Here is a 16,076-nt window from a genome sequence, read left to right on the forward strand (position 1 = left end):
CTGCCATGAGTCGCCCCGTGAAAGCCTATTCCTATATTCGATTCAGTACCCCCAAGCAGGCACAAGGGGACAGTTACCGTCGCCAGCTTCAGCAGGCTATGGATTACTGTGCTGAGCACAATCTCCAGCTTGATGACAAGACGATTGATGATTTCGGCACGAGTGCATTTCGTGGTGCCAACATGTCTGAAGGGGCGCTAGGTCGCTTCGTTGATGCTGTGAAGCACGGTGAGATTGAACAGGGGTCTTACCTGCTGGTTGAGTCAGTAGATCGTTTGAGCAGACAGGCAGTAGAAGAGGCCCTTGAACAGTTCCTAGCTATTGTGAGGGCGGGGATTGTTATTGTAACCCTCTCCGATAAGCAGGTCTTTCGTAGAGGTCAGGTGGACTTCACCAAGCTAATAGTCTCAATCGTCTACATGGCCCGTGCTAATGATGAGTCAGAGATGAAAAGCCGTCGGAGCCGTGCAGCATGGTCAAATGGCCGTGAGCAGGCAAGAAAGAACAACAAAGTGATAGCTAACTCCCGCTTACCTTCATGGCTCACTAGGGATGGGGAGCAGATCGCCCCTATCCCCGAACGAGTAGCTATTGTGAACGAGATGTTTGAAATGGCGAAGTCAGGCTGTGGCTATGAGCAGATTGCTAAGGTTTTCCTAGAAAAGGGCTACAAAACATTCGGCAAAGAGGCTGACTGGCGTCCGGCAGGCATTCAAGCGGTCATCAAAAGTCAAGCCGTGATCGGTGTTTTCCAGCCACATGTCATAGAGAATGGCCATCGAGTGCCTGCTGATGAGCCAATCTTGGGGTACTACCCCACGATAGTCTCCCCAGCCCTGTTTGAAGAGGTGCAACACCTTATCAGCAAGAGAAACAAGCATAGTGGTTCCTATCGCAAGGGAACCTTTAACAATCTCTTCAGTGGTGTACTTCGCTGTCAGTGTGGCGAGTCATTACGTTATCAAAACAAAGGGCGAGCAGGGAGCCCAAGAAACTATCTGGTTTGTCCCAAGCAAAACACCGCTGGGTGCAAATTACCGAACATGCTTTACGACAAGGTTGAACCACAACTTTTGCAAGCAGTGTTCTTGCTGAACAAGGTAATGAAACAACGGGTTGAGGGGGAGGATAAAACAATCGCTCTTAGAACCATGCTAGCCGAATTACGAGTTCAGCTAGAGGTTGAGACCCAAAAGAGAAAGAAGGCAGCTCAACTTGTGCTGGATAACGATAATGATGCGGATTATCGAGTCTTGTTCGAGCAGTGCAAGAAGAAGACGCAAGCCTTAGAAGAGCAAATTCAACGAGCTGAAAGTGACCTTATGAGCCGGGAGCTATCAGTGAAAACGCTCAAATACTTCGTAGATCCTGAAGACCTGAGAAGTACGGAGCAACGCCAACGATTCAACGGCCAGCTGAAAACCGCGTTGAAGGAAATTCGATTCCGCTTTGATGGCGGCTATCTGTGGGCTGAGTATATGGATATTGATGGTAGTCGCGTATTGACGCAGACCTTTGAAGACAAGTTGGCGGGGAGTTCGATTTATGACGGGTCTAGCTACCTAGTAAGAAAGACTCAAACTGAAGCTCCTTATGATGTTGACCCTTCAGTTATGCAAAAGGAGATGGACGATTACATTCGAAATCTCCAGAAGAATGATGATGGTACAGATCCAGATTTCGAAGATTTGAGCTCGGAATATTCCAAGTAAAAAGCTGTGATGAGGTGCTATTGAACATGACAGCAATTTTCATTGGCCAACCTGCCCGAGGAATCATCGACCCAGAAGCATTGCTATCTCAGATACCTGGGTTGAGCCAGCGAAGCACTCGGCGATTCAGTCAGTATGTCAGGCAGGCAATAGACAATCTCCGGCAGGTGCAGGGACTCGACCTGCCGGAGGTTCCTGAACCGGATAATGGATTGGGGACGTGGACGCCCTTACAAGCCTTGGCTGTGTTGACCTATGGCCCCAGCTCTCACTTGAACCTGAGGCTAATAGCGGAGATTGAGCAGCTTACCGGGCTGGAGTTACCGCACGATGAAAGGCAAAGCCGCCATGAGGCTGCATTTTACGTGGAGTACTTGACCCCGCTACTTACCTGTTTTGAAGAACAGCAGCCGGGTTTGCGAATCGAAGTGATCCCGCAATTCTCTTGCGGCCCTTACCGAATAGATTTCCGAGTCGATTTGCAGTGGTTCGACCCAGACGGAAAGTATTTTGACAAACCGATCCGGCAGGAGGTGTACTTGCTGGAGTTTGATGAAGCCTATCATCTGGAGCCAGCGAACCGCCAAGCAGACCACCAGCGTGATGCCTACATCGAGCAGCAGACGGGCCTCAGACCGCTCAGGATACGGCACGAGGAACAAGAGCTGTGGGCCACCATCTGTCGTGCTCAGGGACGCATCCTAAGCGTGGAGGAGTACCTGCAAGGGCTGTTGATGGCTATGGCAGAGCCGGGCGATGGCCGACATCTTGATATCACGCGAGATTCTGCCCAGAGTGCTTATACCTGCGATCCAGCCGGGTATCTACGATATCCAGCTCAGCCGGGACGAGACCTTAAAGCGATTGCAGAGCGGCTTGACTGGCGGTTGAGTCAGAGGCATAGCGGTAATCTGGCATATCACCGTCTGACCCCGCCGCGAGTGACTGCCAATCGACACATTTCGGGGTGATGTGTCTGGTCGATTTGAGTCTCATCGACACATCCGACAGCGTGTTCATGGGCTTTTCGGCGGTATGTGTCTGGTGTTCCAGCTGTTCCAGCCCGATATATATACCCGTTTAGTTACTCTGACTCTTATCTATTTACTGCACCGAGGGGGGAGCTTACCAGCCACCCGAAGGAGAGATTCCGAGATGATTGCAACGATCTTGCCCGGTTGATTGCCCGGCAAAAACAATCCCAAACCCCACCAGCACAAGGAAAACGAGCAGGCAACATTCAGACCCCACGCCGGTATAAGCGAGATGGAGATCTACACCATAGGAGAACCCCATGGAATACATCACATCTGGCCCCTTGTCGGGAGCCATCCAGCAAGGAGAAGGCGTATGAATGAGCAGCAAGGAAACCCGTTACTGAAAGCGTTGGAGGCGGCACTGCTAGCAGCCTTGGGCGTCCTCATCAAGGAGGCCGTCAACTCGATGCAGACACCGCCGCCCCCGCCGAAGGAGCCGGACGCTCAATAGACCATGCCCGTGTGACAGACCGGAAGCCCCTCGGCAACCCCTGTCACACGGGTTGGTTTTCGAATTTTGACACGTTTTTCTTGCAGGGTCTTGAGCCTATTGGGAGGCCATCATGGCAATCATCGGGTATGCCCGTGTCTCGACCACGGGGCAATCGCTGGAGCAGCAACTGGCAGCTCTGGCGGGGTGCGAAAAAGTCTTTAACGAGAAGGTCAGCGGTAGCAAGACGGATAGGCCGCAACTACAGGCAATGCTCGAATTCGTCCGCTCTGGAGACGTGCTAAAAGTGACAAAATTGGATCGTCTGGCCCGGAACACCCGGCACTTGCTGGAGATCACAGACCAGCTACACGCCAAAGGGGTAACATTGCAGATCCAGAATCTGGGCATCGACACGGCCACTCCGACAGGCAAGCTGATGCTGACGATGATCGGAGCTATCGCCACGTTCGAGCGGGAAATCATGCTGGAGCGTCAGGCGGAAGGGATCGCCTTGGCAAAGGCCAAAGGGGTCTACAAGGGCCGTAAGCCGACCGCGATGGAGAAGCGAGATGAGGTGCTGCATCTCTTATCGCAGGGCATCGCTAAGGCATCAGTGGCAAAGCGGCTGGGTATCAGTGTGTCGAGTGTCCATAGAATTCAAAACCTGTAAAACATGAAAAAGAATTGTGATGCCTTCAACTAAAAGATGTGCTGTATCTCGAAAAGGGCAAGCTTCTTGCTTGCATAGCCCTTTATGAGTAATGCTAGTATCAACTTGGCCGCATCAACCTAGTGGAGGCATCACGATTTAGAATCGCTATGCCTAGATGATGATAAAACGGTACAAATCTGTCTTGAAATCGAATATTGAGAGGTGCATGTGATAGATGTCTATATATTATTGGTCGTGTTGATTGCAGTAGTGTTTGCTCTTGTATTTTTTGTAAGAAAGTCAAAGGCCAATGAAAGGCTCGTTGCCGACTACAAGGCTCGGTTCTCTGCTGTCTTTAATACAGAAGATGAGTGTAATGCACTCAAGTCATCGCTAGAAAATGAGCTGGCAGCTTTAAAAAACACATCTCAACAAGAACTATCTGCTTTAGATGAGTCTAAACAGCAAATATTAAAGGATAAAGAGCAATTAGCAAAAAAAGCTAGCGAGCTATTGACGGCATATAATTCCACTAAAGTAATGCTCGATTCTTTGAACCGTCAAGTGGCTATTTACAAAGATGATATGGAGCTAATCGAGTTAGGGTTCTATGAGCCAAAGTTCGATTTTGATACATCAGAAGAGTTCAAAGCTTCTATAGCTACCTGTCGTGAAAGACAGAAAGAAATGCTTAGAAATAAAACATCATCTGGTGCTATTTATTGTCCAAAGGAATGGACTGTTGAAGGCTCTAGGGCTGAAGGCCGGAAGATGACGGAAAAAGGGATTCGTCTAACAGCTAGAGCGTTTAACAATGAGTGTGAGGCGGCTATTGCTGGATGCACTTGGAAGAATATAGTGAAAATGCGAGAGCGTATCACAAAGGCGTTTAATGATATTAATAAATTGAACGAGTCGAATCACATATATATAACTGAGCGTTTTTTAAAAGAGAAACTTCTTGAGTTAGAGTTATACTTTGGATTCAATGAGAAAAAGCAACGAGAGAAAGAGGAACAAGCTGAAATTAGAGCTCAGATGCGGGAGGAAGCAAAAGCCGAAGCAGAGATCAAGAAGCTTGAGCAAGAGGCTATCCGTGAAGAGCAACGTTATCAAAAAGCATTAGAAGAAGCCAAAAAGGAATTGGATCATGCTTCTGATGCCATGAAATCCAAGCTGCAAGAAAAGATAGATCAACTCCAGTCTTCACTTGAGGAGGCTGAGAAAAAGCATCAAAGAGCGAAGTCGATGGCTGAACAGACTAAACAAGGTCATGTATATGTCATATCGAATATTGGTTCTTTTGGGGATAACGTCTACAAAATAGGCATGACTCGCCGACTTGAGCCACTTGATCGAGTGACCGAGTTGGGCGATGCATCTGTACCGTTCGGGTTTGACGTACATGCAATGATTCATACAAATGACGCCCCTGCTCTTGAGAAGACATTACATGAAAAGTTTGATTTCAAAAGAATCAATCTTGTAAACAAGCGTAAAGAATTCTTCAGTGTCACATTGGATGAAATAAAAAATGAAGTATCGAGCGTGATTGGAGATGACGTTAAGTTCATAGAGACAGCTGTTGCTCGTGACTATTACGAGTCTAAAGCTATCCGTAGCCAGCATGACCTTGAACGCGGGAAAAATGCTGATCAATCTAGTGCTGAGATCGAGCAGGCCCAAGTGATTTCAAGGCTTGCGGATGCCATATCAGCTTGAAGAGGTTTTTGTGGTTTTTCCAATAAAAACAGCTCGCAGTTCTTGATGCCATAGAGGGTGGTGGCCATGGGGGATCCTTTGTCTGCGGGCCGGCGGCCCTGAAATCGTGCAAGGGCCCGATTCTGGCATTGTGGCCCCCCCATGGCAACGCTCATGGCCGGATGGGCTGGTTTTACCAGTCAGGCCGAATGGAGAAGGGAGGGGGCCGCGCGCCAGCACACGCTGGTCTGGGACGGGATGCGCTGCGGTATCAAAGGGGGAGACCGGGGGCAGGAGGCCCTTATGCTGCACGCCTGGCCGGATAGGACGACAGGGGGCAGGGCGCCTCACAGGGAAGCACACCTGGCCGGATGGGGCCGCTGGGGCCGGGGAAGGGACGGCGGGGGCCAAAAACCAGAACGCGCCTGCTGGTATGGGCGCGTTCCGGATTCAGGGGGCGGCACTCAGTGCAGGGTGGTCCACTCGTGATCGAAGACCCGTGCCCGCTCCCAGGGGGCATCCGGCAGGCTGGAGGAGAGGCCGGCGTATTTGCCCACGTCATCCATCACGATGGCGGAGAGAATGGGCAGGTGATTTTCGGTGCAATACATGCGGATGCGTTGCAGCAGGGTGCGCAGTTCATCCTGGCACTGCTCCAGCCCGGCCTGCCTGGCCAGTTTGGAGTAACGAATGGTGGTGCGTTCCTTTGCAGACTCGACGAGGATGTCCCACAGCTTGCAGTCGCAGGTCGGGGTGCCTGCGGTGGCTTGGTTTGTCATAACTCTCTCCGGTGCGAAATGGTCGCTCTGTGTCGACGGGCATCTTGGCCAGTTCACCCCGGCGGGATGTTGATCCAACGCAAACAAAGTGGCGGTTGTCGGTCAGGGATACCCTGGGGAGCATTCTAGATCCAGTTTCGTGATGTTAAATGTCGTTTTTAGTTTTATTTTTGGAGTAAAAATCTACAACCGTTTGCTTTTTCCATCTTTATTGATGGTGATCAAGAGGAAAGGGGAGATCTCCCACTAGATTGCGCTTCTCGATAATCTTGTCAGGAGTGCACCTTGGAACTCGTCTTCGTCTTGCTCGTGCTGATCGCCGTGGTCTACGGCATCATCAAGGATTACAACCCGCAGGCGGTGCTGGCGCTGGCGGGCATGGCCCTCTTCACCGTCGCCTACTGGCTGGGATTGCACCCCATACTGCCCGCCGACAAGAGCACCGGCTTCGCCCTGTTCGATCTGTTTGAGGTGTTCAAGGGGATCTTCTCCTACCGGGCGGCGGGCCTTGGCCTCACCATCATGGCGGTGGCCGGCTTTGCCACCTACATGTCCCACATCGGCGCCTCCCAGGCCCTGGTGCGGGTGGCGGTCAAGCCGGTGGCGGGCATCCAGTCCAGCTACCTGATGCTGGCCATCTGCTACCTGGTGGCGGTCTTCGTCTCCCTGTTCGTCACCTCTGCCACCGGCCTCGGCCTGCTGTTGATGGTCACCATGTACCCTGTGATGCGCAACCTCGGCATCAGCCCGGCTTCCGCCTGCGGCGTCATCGCCACCTCCCAGGCGTTCGAAATCGGCCCGACCCAGACCAACGCCATCTTCTCCGCCGGCCAGTCCGGCATGGATCCGACCAGTTATTTCGTCGACTACCAGATCTGGCTGGTGGCTCCCATGCTGCTGGTGACCATGGTGCTGCACTTCTTCTGGCAGCGGCACTGTGACCGCCAGGAGGGCTGGGATCCGGCCCTGCATCGCGGCGAACACGCCGAGCTTGACGAAAAAGGGGCGGACGAGGTGGCCGCGCCGACCTGGTACGGCCTGCTGCCCATCATCCCCTTCGTGCTGATGATGACCTTCTCCAAGCTGCTGGTGACCACCATCAGCGTCAGTGTGGAGGTGGCCATGCTGCTGTCGGTCTTTATCGGCATGCTGTGCGAGCTGCTGCGCACCCGCTCGGTGCGCACCGCCTTCGCGGGGCTGTCGAGCTTCCTCGACGGCATGGGCAAGGTGTTCGGCCCCGTGGTGGCGCTGATCGTCTGTGCCGAGCTCTTCGCCGAATCCCTCAAGGCCATCGGCGCCATCGACACCCTGCTGCACGCTGCCAGCAATGCCGGCATCGGCAGCGGCCTGATGACCCTGGTGATGGTGGGGCTCATCATGGTGGCGGCGGTCATCATGGGCTCGGGCAACGCGGCCTTCCTCAGTTTCTCCTCCCTGGCCCCCGCGGTGGCGGCCAAGTTTGGCGTGCCGGCGGTGACCATGCTGCTGCCGATGCAGCTCGCCTCCAGTATCGGTCGCACCGTCTCCCCCATCGCGGCGGTGCTCATCGCCTGTGCGGGCATCGCCAAGGTCTCTCCCTTCGTGGTGGTCAAGCGCACCAGCGTGCCCATGGCGGGGGCCCTGGTGACGGCGCTGCTCCTCAACTATCTGCTGTTCATGTAAAGGCTCTGGTGTAGTAGAGGCGGCGGCCAGTTGATCCACGCTGGCCGACCGCCGTTGACGAGACGGCGTCGAGTGCCCGCCCACTCTTATCGTTGCAAAAACAGTCTGTGTTTTACGCAGATTGTTCCATGGAGAAGACAATGAACGACCTCACGCGCCCGTTTTCCCTCGATACCTATCTGGCGGATCTCGCCCCGCTCATCAACCTCGACTGCGGCACCCGCACCCCGGCCGGGGTGGCCCGGGTCGCCGACATCATGACCGAGAAATATGAGGCCATCGGCTGGCAGGTGACCCGCCACCAGTTCGCCGCCGAGTGCGGCCCCTGCCTCGAGGCAACCAATGCCCCGGGGGCGGATCACTACGACGTCATGCTGGTGGGCCACATGGACACCGTCTTCCCCGAGGGGACGGCGGCCAAGCGACCGCTGAAAATCGAAGGCAATCAGGCCTTTGGCCCCGGCGTCTCGGACATGAAGAGCGGCCTGCTCTCTACCTGGTATGCCTTGAAAGAGCTGGACCCGGCCGTGCTGGCCAGGCTCAAGGTGCTGGTTTGCTGCAACTGCGACGAGGAGATTGGTTCCCCCTGGTCCAAAGAGTGGCTGGTGGAGCGGGCCAGACAGAGCGGCTGCGTGCTGGTGGCCGAGGCGGCCCGCCCGAGCGGGGATCTCATCAGCGCCCGCAAGGGCAATGCCAAGTACCGCATCACCTTCCACGGCAAGGCCTCCCATGCCGGTTCGGCCCTGGCACAAGGGATCTCCGCCATCACGGAGCTGGCCCACTGGGTGCTCGCCATCAACCAGCAGGTCAACATGGAAACCGGTACCACCATGAACGTGGGGGTGGTGCAGGGGGGGGCCGGCGTCAACGTGGTGCCCGACTTTGCCGAGGCGATCGTGGATCTGCGCTTCTGGCGCAACGAAGAGGCGCAGGCGGTGCACGACCGGCTCACCTTCATGGCCAACAACCCCTTCCTCGCCGGTTGCCGGGTCGAGGTGGCGCGCCAGAGCTTCAAGCCCGCGATGCGCCCGAGCGGCGACACCGAGGCCCTGATGGCACTGGTGGAGGCGGCAGGCAGGGAGGAGGGAGTCCCTTTCACCTGGCTGGAGGCCGGTGGCGGCTCCGATGCCAACTTCACCGCGGCGGCCGGGGTGCCGTCCCTCGATGGCTTCGGCCCCATGGGGGGCGGCTTCCACTCGGAGGCGGAATTCCTGCTGCTGGAGAGCATCGAGCCGCGCATCCGCCTGCTTAAGCGGGTGCTGGGCAAGCTGGCCAAATAGGTCAACGTTAAGGACAAGCAAAACGGGAGGCCAGCGCCTCCCGTTTTTTATGTGTCGCCCTCGTGAGAGGTCATTCCTCGTCCTCCAGCAGATAGGCGAGGTGCTCCTGGCGCGCCATCTGCCAGTGGCCGAGCGTCAGCGGCGCCGCAAACCCGGGGCCGTCGGTCACCATGGTGTGGTACTCCCCCTGCTCGCCGCAGGCATCGAAGCCATCCCGATCCGCCAGTCGCTGCAGATCGCTGAGGGTGCCAGCATCGAGCCTGCGCCCCACCCACTCGGGGGCCAGTACCCGGGTATCGACGCAGGAGAGGTGGGCGACGATGCCGCGGGCCTGCATGTCCGCCAGCAATGCCTCGCGGGGTTGTTGCCAGAGCGGGGTGTGAACGGTGAGCCCCAGGGGGCGACAGCGCTCGCGGATCCAGTTCGGCGCGCCCCCCACGCTGTCGATGTCGCCGGTGACGACCTCATCGAGTTGCCACTCCTCTTTCAATGCCGCCAGGGCCCGCTCATAACCGAGATCGAAGGGCGCTTCGATGGTGACCAGCTGATGGGGCAGTGCGAGGGCCGCCGCCTGACGGCGAACCTGTGACAGGGGATGGGCGAGAAAGCGGGGCGCTGGCGGGGCAAAGGTGATCAGGGCCACCACCTGATGGCCCGCTTCCCGGGCGTGGCAGAGGGCCTGCATGGCATCTTTGCCGCCGCTCCAGAGCAGGATGACGCGAGACATGGGGGATTTCCGCAAAGAAAAGAGGGGTCATGCTACCCAGAGTGGGGGGCGATGGCAAAGCGCGGGTCGGGGATGCGGGGATAAAAAAGCGGCTCCCACGGGGGAGCCGTTCGCACTGGATGCCTGTTACAGCAGGATGCTGGTCAGGATGAAGCCCAGGGTGCAGGAGGTCACCACCCCGATGAGGCCCGGAATGATGAAGCTGTGGTTGATGATGAACTTGCCGATGCGGGTGGTGCCGGAGCGGTCGAAACCGATGCAGGCGAGATCGCTCGGGTAGGTCGGCAGCACGAAGTAGCCGTAGCTCGCCGGCAGGAAGGCGATGAGCAGTTTGGGTTCGACCCCCAGCGCCAGCCCCATGGGGGCGATGGCGGTGAGCGCCGCGGCCTGGCTGTTCACCAGCTTGGAGATGAGGAAGAGCACCAGGGCGTAGGTCCAGGGCTGGGCCTGTACCACGTGGGCCAGGGTCTCCTTGAGCAGCGGCATGTGGGCCTGGAAGAAGGTTTCGCTCATCCAGGCGACCCCGAACACGGAGAAGATGGCGACCATGCCCGCCTTGAAGACGGCGCCGTTGGCGATCTCCCCCGGCTTGACCTTGCAGCGCATCAGGATGATGGCGCCGGCGATCAGCATCATCATCTGGATCACCAGGTTCATGGAGAGGGGGCCCGTCTTCTCCTTGATGGTGAAGACGGGGCGCAGCGCCTCATCGGCCCCCAGCAGCACCACGGCAGCGATGGCGGCGAAGAAGATCCAGGTGGACCAGTAGGCCTCTTTCGGGAACTTGGTGTTGAGCAGGGTTTCACCACCGCCGTAGATGAAGTCCCGCTGGGCAGGGTCCTTGATCTTGGCCTGGAACTCCTCGTCCTTGTCCAGATCCTTGCCGCGGCGCAGGCTCCACAGGGCCGCCATCATGACACCCATGAGAGAGGAGGGGATGGCGACCATCAGGATGTCGAGCAGACCGTAGGCCTGACCCACGCCGTGAGCCGCCGCCAGGATGGAGACCATGGAGACCACGGCCACCGAGACCGGCGAGGCGCAGATGGCCATCTGGGAGGCAACGGACGCCACTGCCATGGGGCGCTCCGGGCGGATGTTCTTCTGCAGCGCGATGTCGGCGATGATGGGGAACATGGTGTAGACCACGTGGCCGGTGCCGCACAGGAAGGTGAGGGTCCAGGTAGTGAGCGGCGCCAGCAGGGTGATGTACTGGGGGTGGCGGCGCAGCAGACGCTCGGCCACCTGCATCATCAGGTTGAGACCGCCGGCGGTCTGCAGGGTGGCGGCGCAGCCAATGACCGCCAGTATGGTCAGCATCACTTGCACCGGCGGCTCGCCCGGCACCAGGCCGAAGACGAAGGTCAGCAGGAACAGACCAATGCCGCTGATAAGACCCAGCCCCATGCCCCCGAAGCGGGTACCCAGCAGCAAGCAGCCGAGTACCACCAAAAATTCCATCAAGATCATTCCATTACCTCGTGTGTTTTATCCATGTCCCCATCGGCCAGCTGCCCGGGATCCGCTGTCATCAATTACCCCTGAAGGGTTAATGGATATTTTGTCACCCCTAAAGGGGTAAAAAATTGCGTTGCTTCAACAACCGGCTTTTTTCCGATTTAAGTGCATAAAAACTACGGTTCAGCCCTTGAACAGGGGGCCGCTTCCTGGCGCACACCAGATAAATGACGGAAAAGGTGGGGGAGCGCACAGGGTTGGGCATGCAAAAGGCGGGAATAACGGGGGCGGGAAGAGCGAGGCGGGCATAAAAAAAGCCGACCCCGGGGGGTCGGCTTTTGCACGGTGCGAGTGGGCGGGTCGCCTTAGAACTCGGCAGTGCGGGGAGTACGGGGGAAGGGGATCACGTCGCGCACGTTGCCCATGCCGGTCACGTAGACCACCAGGCGTTCGAAGCCCAGACCGAAGCCGGAGTGGGGCACGGTGCCGTAGCGACGCAGATCGCGGTACCACCAGTAGTCTTCCTTGTTCAGACCCATCTCGGCCAGACGGGCATCCAGCACCTCGAGACGCTCTTCACGCTGGGAGCCGCCGATGATCTCGCCGATCCCCGGGGCCAGTACGTCCATGGCGGCAACGGTCTTGCCGTCGTCGTTGAGGCGCATGTAGAAGGCCTTGATGTCCTTCGGGTAGTTCTTCACCACCACCGGGGATTTGAAGTGCTCCTCGGCCAGGTAGCGCTCGTGTTCGGAGGAGAGATCGATGCCCCAGGAGACCGGGAACTCGAAGCTCTTGCCGCAGTTTTGCAGCACGTCGATGGCGTCGGTGTAGTCAATCTGGGCGAAGTCGGAGGCGACGAAGCGCTCCAGACGGCCGATGGCGTCCTTGTCCACGTGCTGGGCGAAGAACTCCAGATCGTCGCGGCGCTCGGTCAGCACGGCGTTGAAGACGTACTTCAGCATGGCTTCGGCCAGGGCTGCGTTGTCTTCCAGATCGGCAAAGGCCACTTCCGGCTCCACCATCCAGAACTCGGCCAGGTGGCGGCTGGTGTTGGAGTTTTCGGCGCGGAAGGTCGGGCCGAAGGTGTAGACCTTGGACAGGGCGCAGGCGTAGGTTTCGACGTTCAGCTGGCCGGACACGGTCAGGAAGGTCTCCTTGCCGAAGAAGTCCTTGTCGTAGTCCACCTTGCCTTCGGGGGTGCGCGGCAGGTTTTCCATGTCCAGGGTGGAGACGCGGAACATCTCGCCGGCCCCTTCGGTGTCGGAGGCGGTGATGAGGGGCGCCGCGATCCAGAGGTAGCCCTGTTCGTGGAAGAAGCGGTGAATGGCCTGGGAGAGGCAGTTGCGCACCCGGGTCACGGCACCGACGATGTTGGTGCGGGCACGCAGGTGGCCCTGCTCGCGCAGGTACTCGATGCTGTGGCGCTTGGCAGACATGGGGTAGGTGTCCGGATCTTCGACCCAGCCCACCACCTTGACCTCGGTGGCCTGCAGTTCGAACGCCTGGCCGCTGCCCTGGGACTCGACCACGGTGCCGGTCACTTCGACGGAGCAAGCTGTGGTCAGACGTTGCACTTCATTCTCGTAATTGGCCAGGGTATTGGGGGCGACGGCCTGCACCGGATGGAAGCAGGAGCCATCGGAAACGGCCAAAAATGAGATCCCCGCCTTGGAATCGCGGCGGGTCCGGATCCACCCTTTCACAGTCAGGGTGGTGCCGACCGAATACTTACCGGCCAGCACATCAACTACGGATGCGTGCGTCATCGAAATATTGTCTCCAGCTTGTTCTTGCAGCGCTATTTGCAACACTAGGGGTCTGGCCCGGGCGCAGTTGGCCCACCATGGCAGACTAAGCCGTTCATCTTACCCGCGCAGGTTTGATAAACAAGCAAAAATGTCGGACCCTTGCGGGGATTTCCCCATGCATCGTGCATGGATCATGGCGGCTGGACGGGGGTGAGGGTGAAGGAGCGCAGGCGGGGGCCGGATGGCTGGATACGGGTGTTGCAGGGGCTGGTGATCCTCTGCTGGGGCGGCTTTGTCGCCCTGCTCTCCCTCTATCACTTCGCCCGGCCAGAGGTGGCTTACGGCTTTCTGGTCTATGGGGGCGTCAAGGTGCGCCAGAGCTGGGACCCCCTGCTCACCCCCTGGCTGGAGCGCGGGCTCTGGGGTTGCTGCCTGCTGACCCTGGTGGTGCTGGTGCTGGCCCGTGGCCGCAGCCGTCGGCAGGAAGATGCCCGCCACGTCAATCTCTTCATCCTGCTGCTGATCCTGGTGGCCTGCCTGCTGCTTTACTACCGGGGCTGAGGGCGGTCGCCGTCATCCAGCCCCTGAGAGGCAGGGCGCTTGCCTATCTGGCGCTCCACGCTGTCGAGCATCTGGTTGTAGGCGAGCGCCACCCGGCCAATCTCGTCCCCTTCATCCCCCTCCAGCCTGTGGCCGAAGTCGTTGCGATCGGTGGCCTCCTCCATGGAGCGGGTCAGCTGGTTGAGGGGGCGGACTATCCAGGTGCGGATGACCCAGAGGGTGAGCAGGAGTCCCAGCCCGAAGATGAGGGTGAGACTCAGGGCCGAGGTGAGGATGTTCTGCTCCACCCGGGTAAACAGGGTGTCGAGGGAGTAGTCAAAACGCACCGCTCCCAGCACGGTGTTTTCCGGCACCTGGTGGCAGCTGGTGCAGTCGGTACCGCGAAAATCCTTTCTGGCCAGCAGCGGGCGGGTCACCACCAGCCGGCTGTGCATGCCGTCATGCTCTACCTCCAGGCTCCCCTTGCCCGCCAGCGCCAGGGCATCAAACCTGTCCTTCGGGGCCTCGTCGTCACGGCCCGGCCCGTACTGCTTGTTGACCGCCGCCCCGCGCACGATGCGGGCATCTTCCACGTGGGCGTGATCGAGAAACTTGGCGCGCAGGGTGTCGCGGGCGTCCATCTTGCCGGTCAGCATCAGCATGTTGAGGCCGTCGAAGTAGGCCTCGGTCTGCTCGCGGCTCTGTTCCTTGATGAGGGTCAGGATGAGGTCACGCTCGCGCACCGCCTGATAGGCCGCAGAAAACACCAACACCATGGAGAAGATGAAGAGCAGGAAGAAGTTGATCTTGGCAGCAATGGAGAGGCGCATGGGACTGGTACATCTGTTGGGTAAAACCCGCGCAGTCTACTCTCCTCGCCGGACGGGTTTTGGTGTCTTGCTCACATTCTGATGAAAAAGCGCCAAAAGGCCCTGCGTTCTCATGCAGGGCCCGTTCATCCGGACTCAATATTCGCCGCTGGTGATGGCCTCGTGGATGGCGCCGGTCAATACCCGCAGCTCTTCAGGGGTGATGACGAAGGGGGGCATCAGGTAGATGAGCTTGCCAAAGGGACGGATCCAAGCGCCCAGCTCCACGAACTTGCGCTGGATGCGCGCCACGTCCACCCGCTCCTTCATCTCTACCACTCCGATGGCGCCGAGCACCCGCACATCCGCCACCGCCGGGTGCAGGGTCAGCTCCACCAGTTCGGTTTTGAGTTGGTGTTCGATGGCTTGCACCCGCGCCTGCCAAGGCGAGGCGAGCAGCAACTCGATGGAGGCGTTGGCTACCGCGCAGGCGAGCGGGTTGCCCATGAAGGTAGGGCCGTGCATAAAGACGCCTGCCTTGCCGTCACACACGGTGCGAGCCACATGCTCGGTCGTGAGCGTGGCCGACAGTGTCAGGTAGCCGCCGGTGAGTGCCTTGCCCAGGCACATGATGTCGGGACTGATCCCCGCCCAGTCGCAGGCAAACAGCTGGCCGGTGCGGCCAAAGCCGGTGGCTATCTCGTCGGCAATCAGCAGCAGGCCGAACTCGTCGCACAGGGCGCGCACCCACTGCAGGTAGCGGGGGTGATAGAAGCGCATGCCGCCCGCCCCCTGGACGATGGGTTCGAGCACGATAGCGGCAATTTCCTCGTGATGATCCGCCACCAGGGTGGCCAGCTCCACCACGCTCTGCTCGTCCCACTGGGCGTGGAAGCGGCAGCTTGGCGCTTCGACGAAATGGTGTTCGGGCAGGAAGCCCTGGTAGAGCTCGTGCATGCCGCCATCCGGGTCGCACACGCTCATGGCGCCGAAGGTGTCGCCGTGATAGCCGCCCCGAAGGGCGACAAATTTGGCGCGGGGCGTCCCCTTGGCGTGCCAGTACTGCTGGGCCATCTTGAGGGCTACCTCCACCGCCACCGAGCCGGAATCCGCCAGAAAGACCCGATCCAGCCCCTTCGGGGTGATCTCCACCAGTTTGCGGCAGAGCTCGACTGCCGGGGCATGGGTCAGGCCGCCAAACATCACGTGGGACATCTTGCCGAGCTGGGCGGTGGCGGCCGCGTCCAGTTCCAGCACCTGATAGCCGTGAACGCAGGCCCACCAGGAGCTCATGCCATCCACCAGCTCGCGCCCGTCCGTCAGGGTGAGGGTCACCCCTTTGGCGCTGGCCACTTCATAGCAGGGCAGGGGATGGGTGAGGGAGGTATAGGGGTGCCAGACGTGGTGCAGGTCGAATTCTTGGTTGGTCATTTTGTGTTCTGTTGTCAATTTATTTGATCTGGTCGGTGTTGACAGTCTACGCGTGCTCTCTACACTAGCCAACAATTTCAGCCACTTGGCTTCGCGAACGCCCTGGC

14 protein-coding genes are annotated in these 16,076 nt (G+C 58.4%); 8 read left to right on the forward strand and 6 right to left on the reverse strand.

Translation table 11 applies throughout. The features are described from left to right. Window positions 1-5 precede the first annotated feature (5 nt). The 5 genes from OKC41_RS15750 to OKC41_RS15770 all read left to right on the forward strand — a co-directional run bounded on the left by OKC41_RS15750 (window position 6) and on the right by OKC41_RS15770 (window position 5,556). Window positions 6-1,712 carry a recombinase family protein gene (locus tag OKC41_RS15750; protein ID WP_270672146.1) on the forward strand — a complete coding sequence of 569 codons (1,707 nt, stop codon included), beginning with the start codon at window positions 6-8 and terminating at the stop codon, window positions 1,710-1,712. Window positions 1,713-1,738: 26 nt separating this feature from the next. Continuing rightward, the gene (locus OKC41_RS15755) at window positions 1,739-2,683 is read left to right on the forward strand and encodes a hypothetical protein (protein WP_270672147.1); all 945 of its coding nucleotides are present in this window, start codon (window positions 1,739-1,741) and stop codon (window positions 2,681-2,683) included. 379 nt (window positions 2,684-3,062) lie between these two features. Further along, window positions 3,063-3,200, forward strand: coding sequence for a hypothetical protein (locus tag OKC41_RS15760; RefSeq protein WP_010674054.1), 138 nt, complete (start codon window positions 3,063-3,065; stop codon window positions 3,198-3,200). Window positions 3,201-3,312: 112 nt separating this feature from the next. Then, window positions 3,313-3,852, forward strand: coding sequence for a recombinase family protein (locus tag OKC41_RS15765; RefSeq protein ID WP_270672148.1), 540 nt, complete (start codon window positions 3,313-3,315; stop codon window positions 3,850-3,852). A gap of 210 nt (window positions 3,853-4,062) precedes the next feature. Next, entirely contained in the window at window positions 4,063-5,556 is a 1,494-nt protein-coding gene (locus tag OKC41_RS15770; RefSeq protein WP_270672149.1) for a DUF4041 domain-containing protein, read from the forward strand. A 443-nt stretch (window positions 5,557-5,999) separates the two neighbouring features. Here OKC41_RS15770 and OKC41_RS15775 read toward each other — a convergent pair whose 3' ends face one another. Continuing rightward, the gene (locus OKC41_RS15775) at window positions 6,000-6,314 is read right to left on the reverse strand and encodes a hypothetical protein (RefSeq protein ID WP_010674057.1); all 315 of its coding nucleotides are present in this window, start codon (window positions 6,312-6,314) and stop codon (window positions 6,000-6,002) included. A 285-nt stretch (window positions 6,315-6,599) separates the two neighbouring features. On the opposite strand from OKC41_RS15775, the gene dcuC reads away from it, so the two are divergent. Together dcuC and OKC41_RS15785 are read left to right on the forward strand one after the other, a co-directional pair. Further along, the gene (gene dcuC, locus OKC41_RS15780; protein WP_270672150.1) at window positions 6,600-7,976 is read left to right on the forward strand and encodes a C4-dicarboxylate transporter DcuC; all 1,377 of its coding nucleotides are present in this window, start codon (window positions 6,600-6,602) and stop codon (window positions 7,974-7,976) included. 140 nt (window positions 7,977-8,116) lie between these two features. After that, window positions 8,117-9,256 (forward strand): M20 family metallopeptidase, encoded by a 1,140-nt coding sequence (locus tag OKC41_RS15785; RefSeq protein WP_270672151.1) that lies wholly within the window; start codon window positions 8,117-8,119, stop codon window positions 9,254-9,256. A 70-nt stretch (window positions 9,257-9,326) separates the two neighbouring features. Here the strand turns inward: OKC41_RS15785 and OKC41_RS15790 are convergent, their stop codons facing one another. The 3 genes from OKC41_RS15790 to asnS form a co-directional block, all read right to left on the reverse strand. After that, window positions 9,327-9,983 (reverse strand): adenine nucleotide alpha hydrolase, encoded by a 657-nt coding sequence (locus OKC41_RS15790; protein ID WP_270672152.1) that lies wholly within the window; start codon window positions 9,981-9,983, stop codon window positions 9,327-9,329. A gap of 126 nt (window positions 9,984-10,109) precedes the next feature. Continuing rightward, window positions 10,110-11,453: an anaerobic C4-dicarboxylate transporter gene (locus tag OKC41_RS15795; protein WP_041215561.1), complete on the reverse strand. Its 1,344-nt coding sequence runs from the start codon at window positions 11,451-11,453 to the stop codon at window positions 10,110-10,112. Window positions 11,454-11,806: 353 nt separating this feature from the next. Next, window positions 11,807-13,207: an asparagine--tRNA ligase gene (gene asnS, locus OKC41_RS15800; protein ID WP_039039869.1), complete on the reverse strand. Its 1,401-nt coding sequence runs from the start codon at window positions 13,205-13,207 to the stop codon at window positions 11,807-11,809. Between the two features lie 168 nt (window positions 13,208-13,375). Here asnS and OKC41_RS15805 point away from each other — a divergent pair, with 168 nt between their 5' ends. After that, the gene (locus OKC41_RS15805) at window positions 13,376-13,750 is read left to right on the forward strand and encodes a hypothetical protein (protein ID WP_223302528.1); all 375 of its coding nucleotides are present in this window, start codon (window positions 13,376-13,378) and stop codon (window positions 13,748-13,750) included. Here OKC41_RS15805 and OKC41_RS15810 read toward each other — a convergent pair. Together OKC41_RS15810 and bioA are read right to left on the reverse strand one after the other, a co-directional pair. Beyond that, window positions 13,738-14,559, reverse strand: a complete 822-nt coding sequence (locus tag OKC41_RS15810; protein WP_042865183.1) for a HAMP domain-containing protein — start codon at window positions 14,557-14,559, stop codon at window positions 13,738-13,740. The genes OKC41_RS15805 and OKC41_RS15810 overlap by 13 nt on opposite strands. Before the next feature lie 135 nt (window positions 14,560-14,694). Continuing rightward, a complete protein-coding gene (bioA, locus tag OKC41_RS15815; RefSeq protein ID WP_201894908.1) occupies window positions 14,695-15,969 on the reverse strand; it encodes an adenosylmethionine--8-amino-7-oxononanoate transaminase in 1,275 nt (424 codons plus the stop codon). Between the last annotated feature and the right edge of the window lie 107 nt (window positions 15,970-16,076).

This window comes from Aeromonas sp. QDB17, assembly GCF_027705305.1.
Taxonomy (GTDB): Bacteria; Pseudomonadota; Gammaproteobacteria; order Enterobacterales; family Aeromonadaceae; genus Aeromonas; species Aeromonas caviae.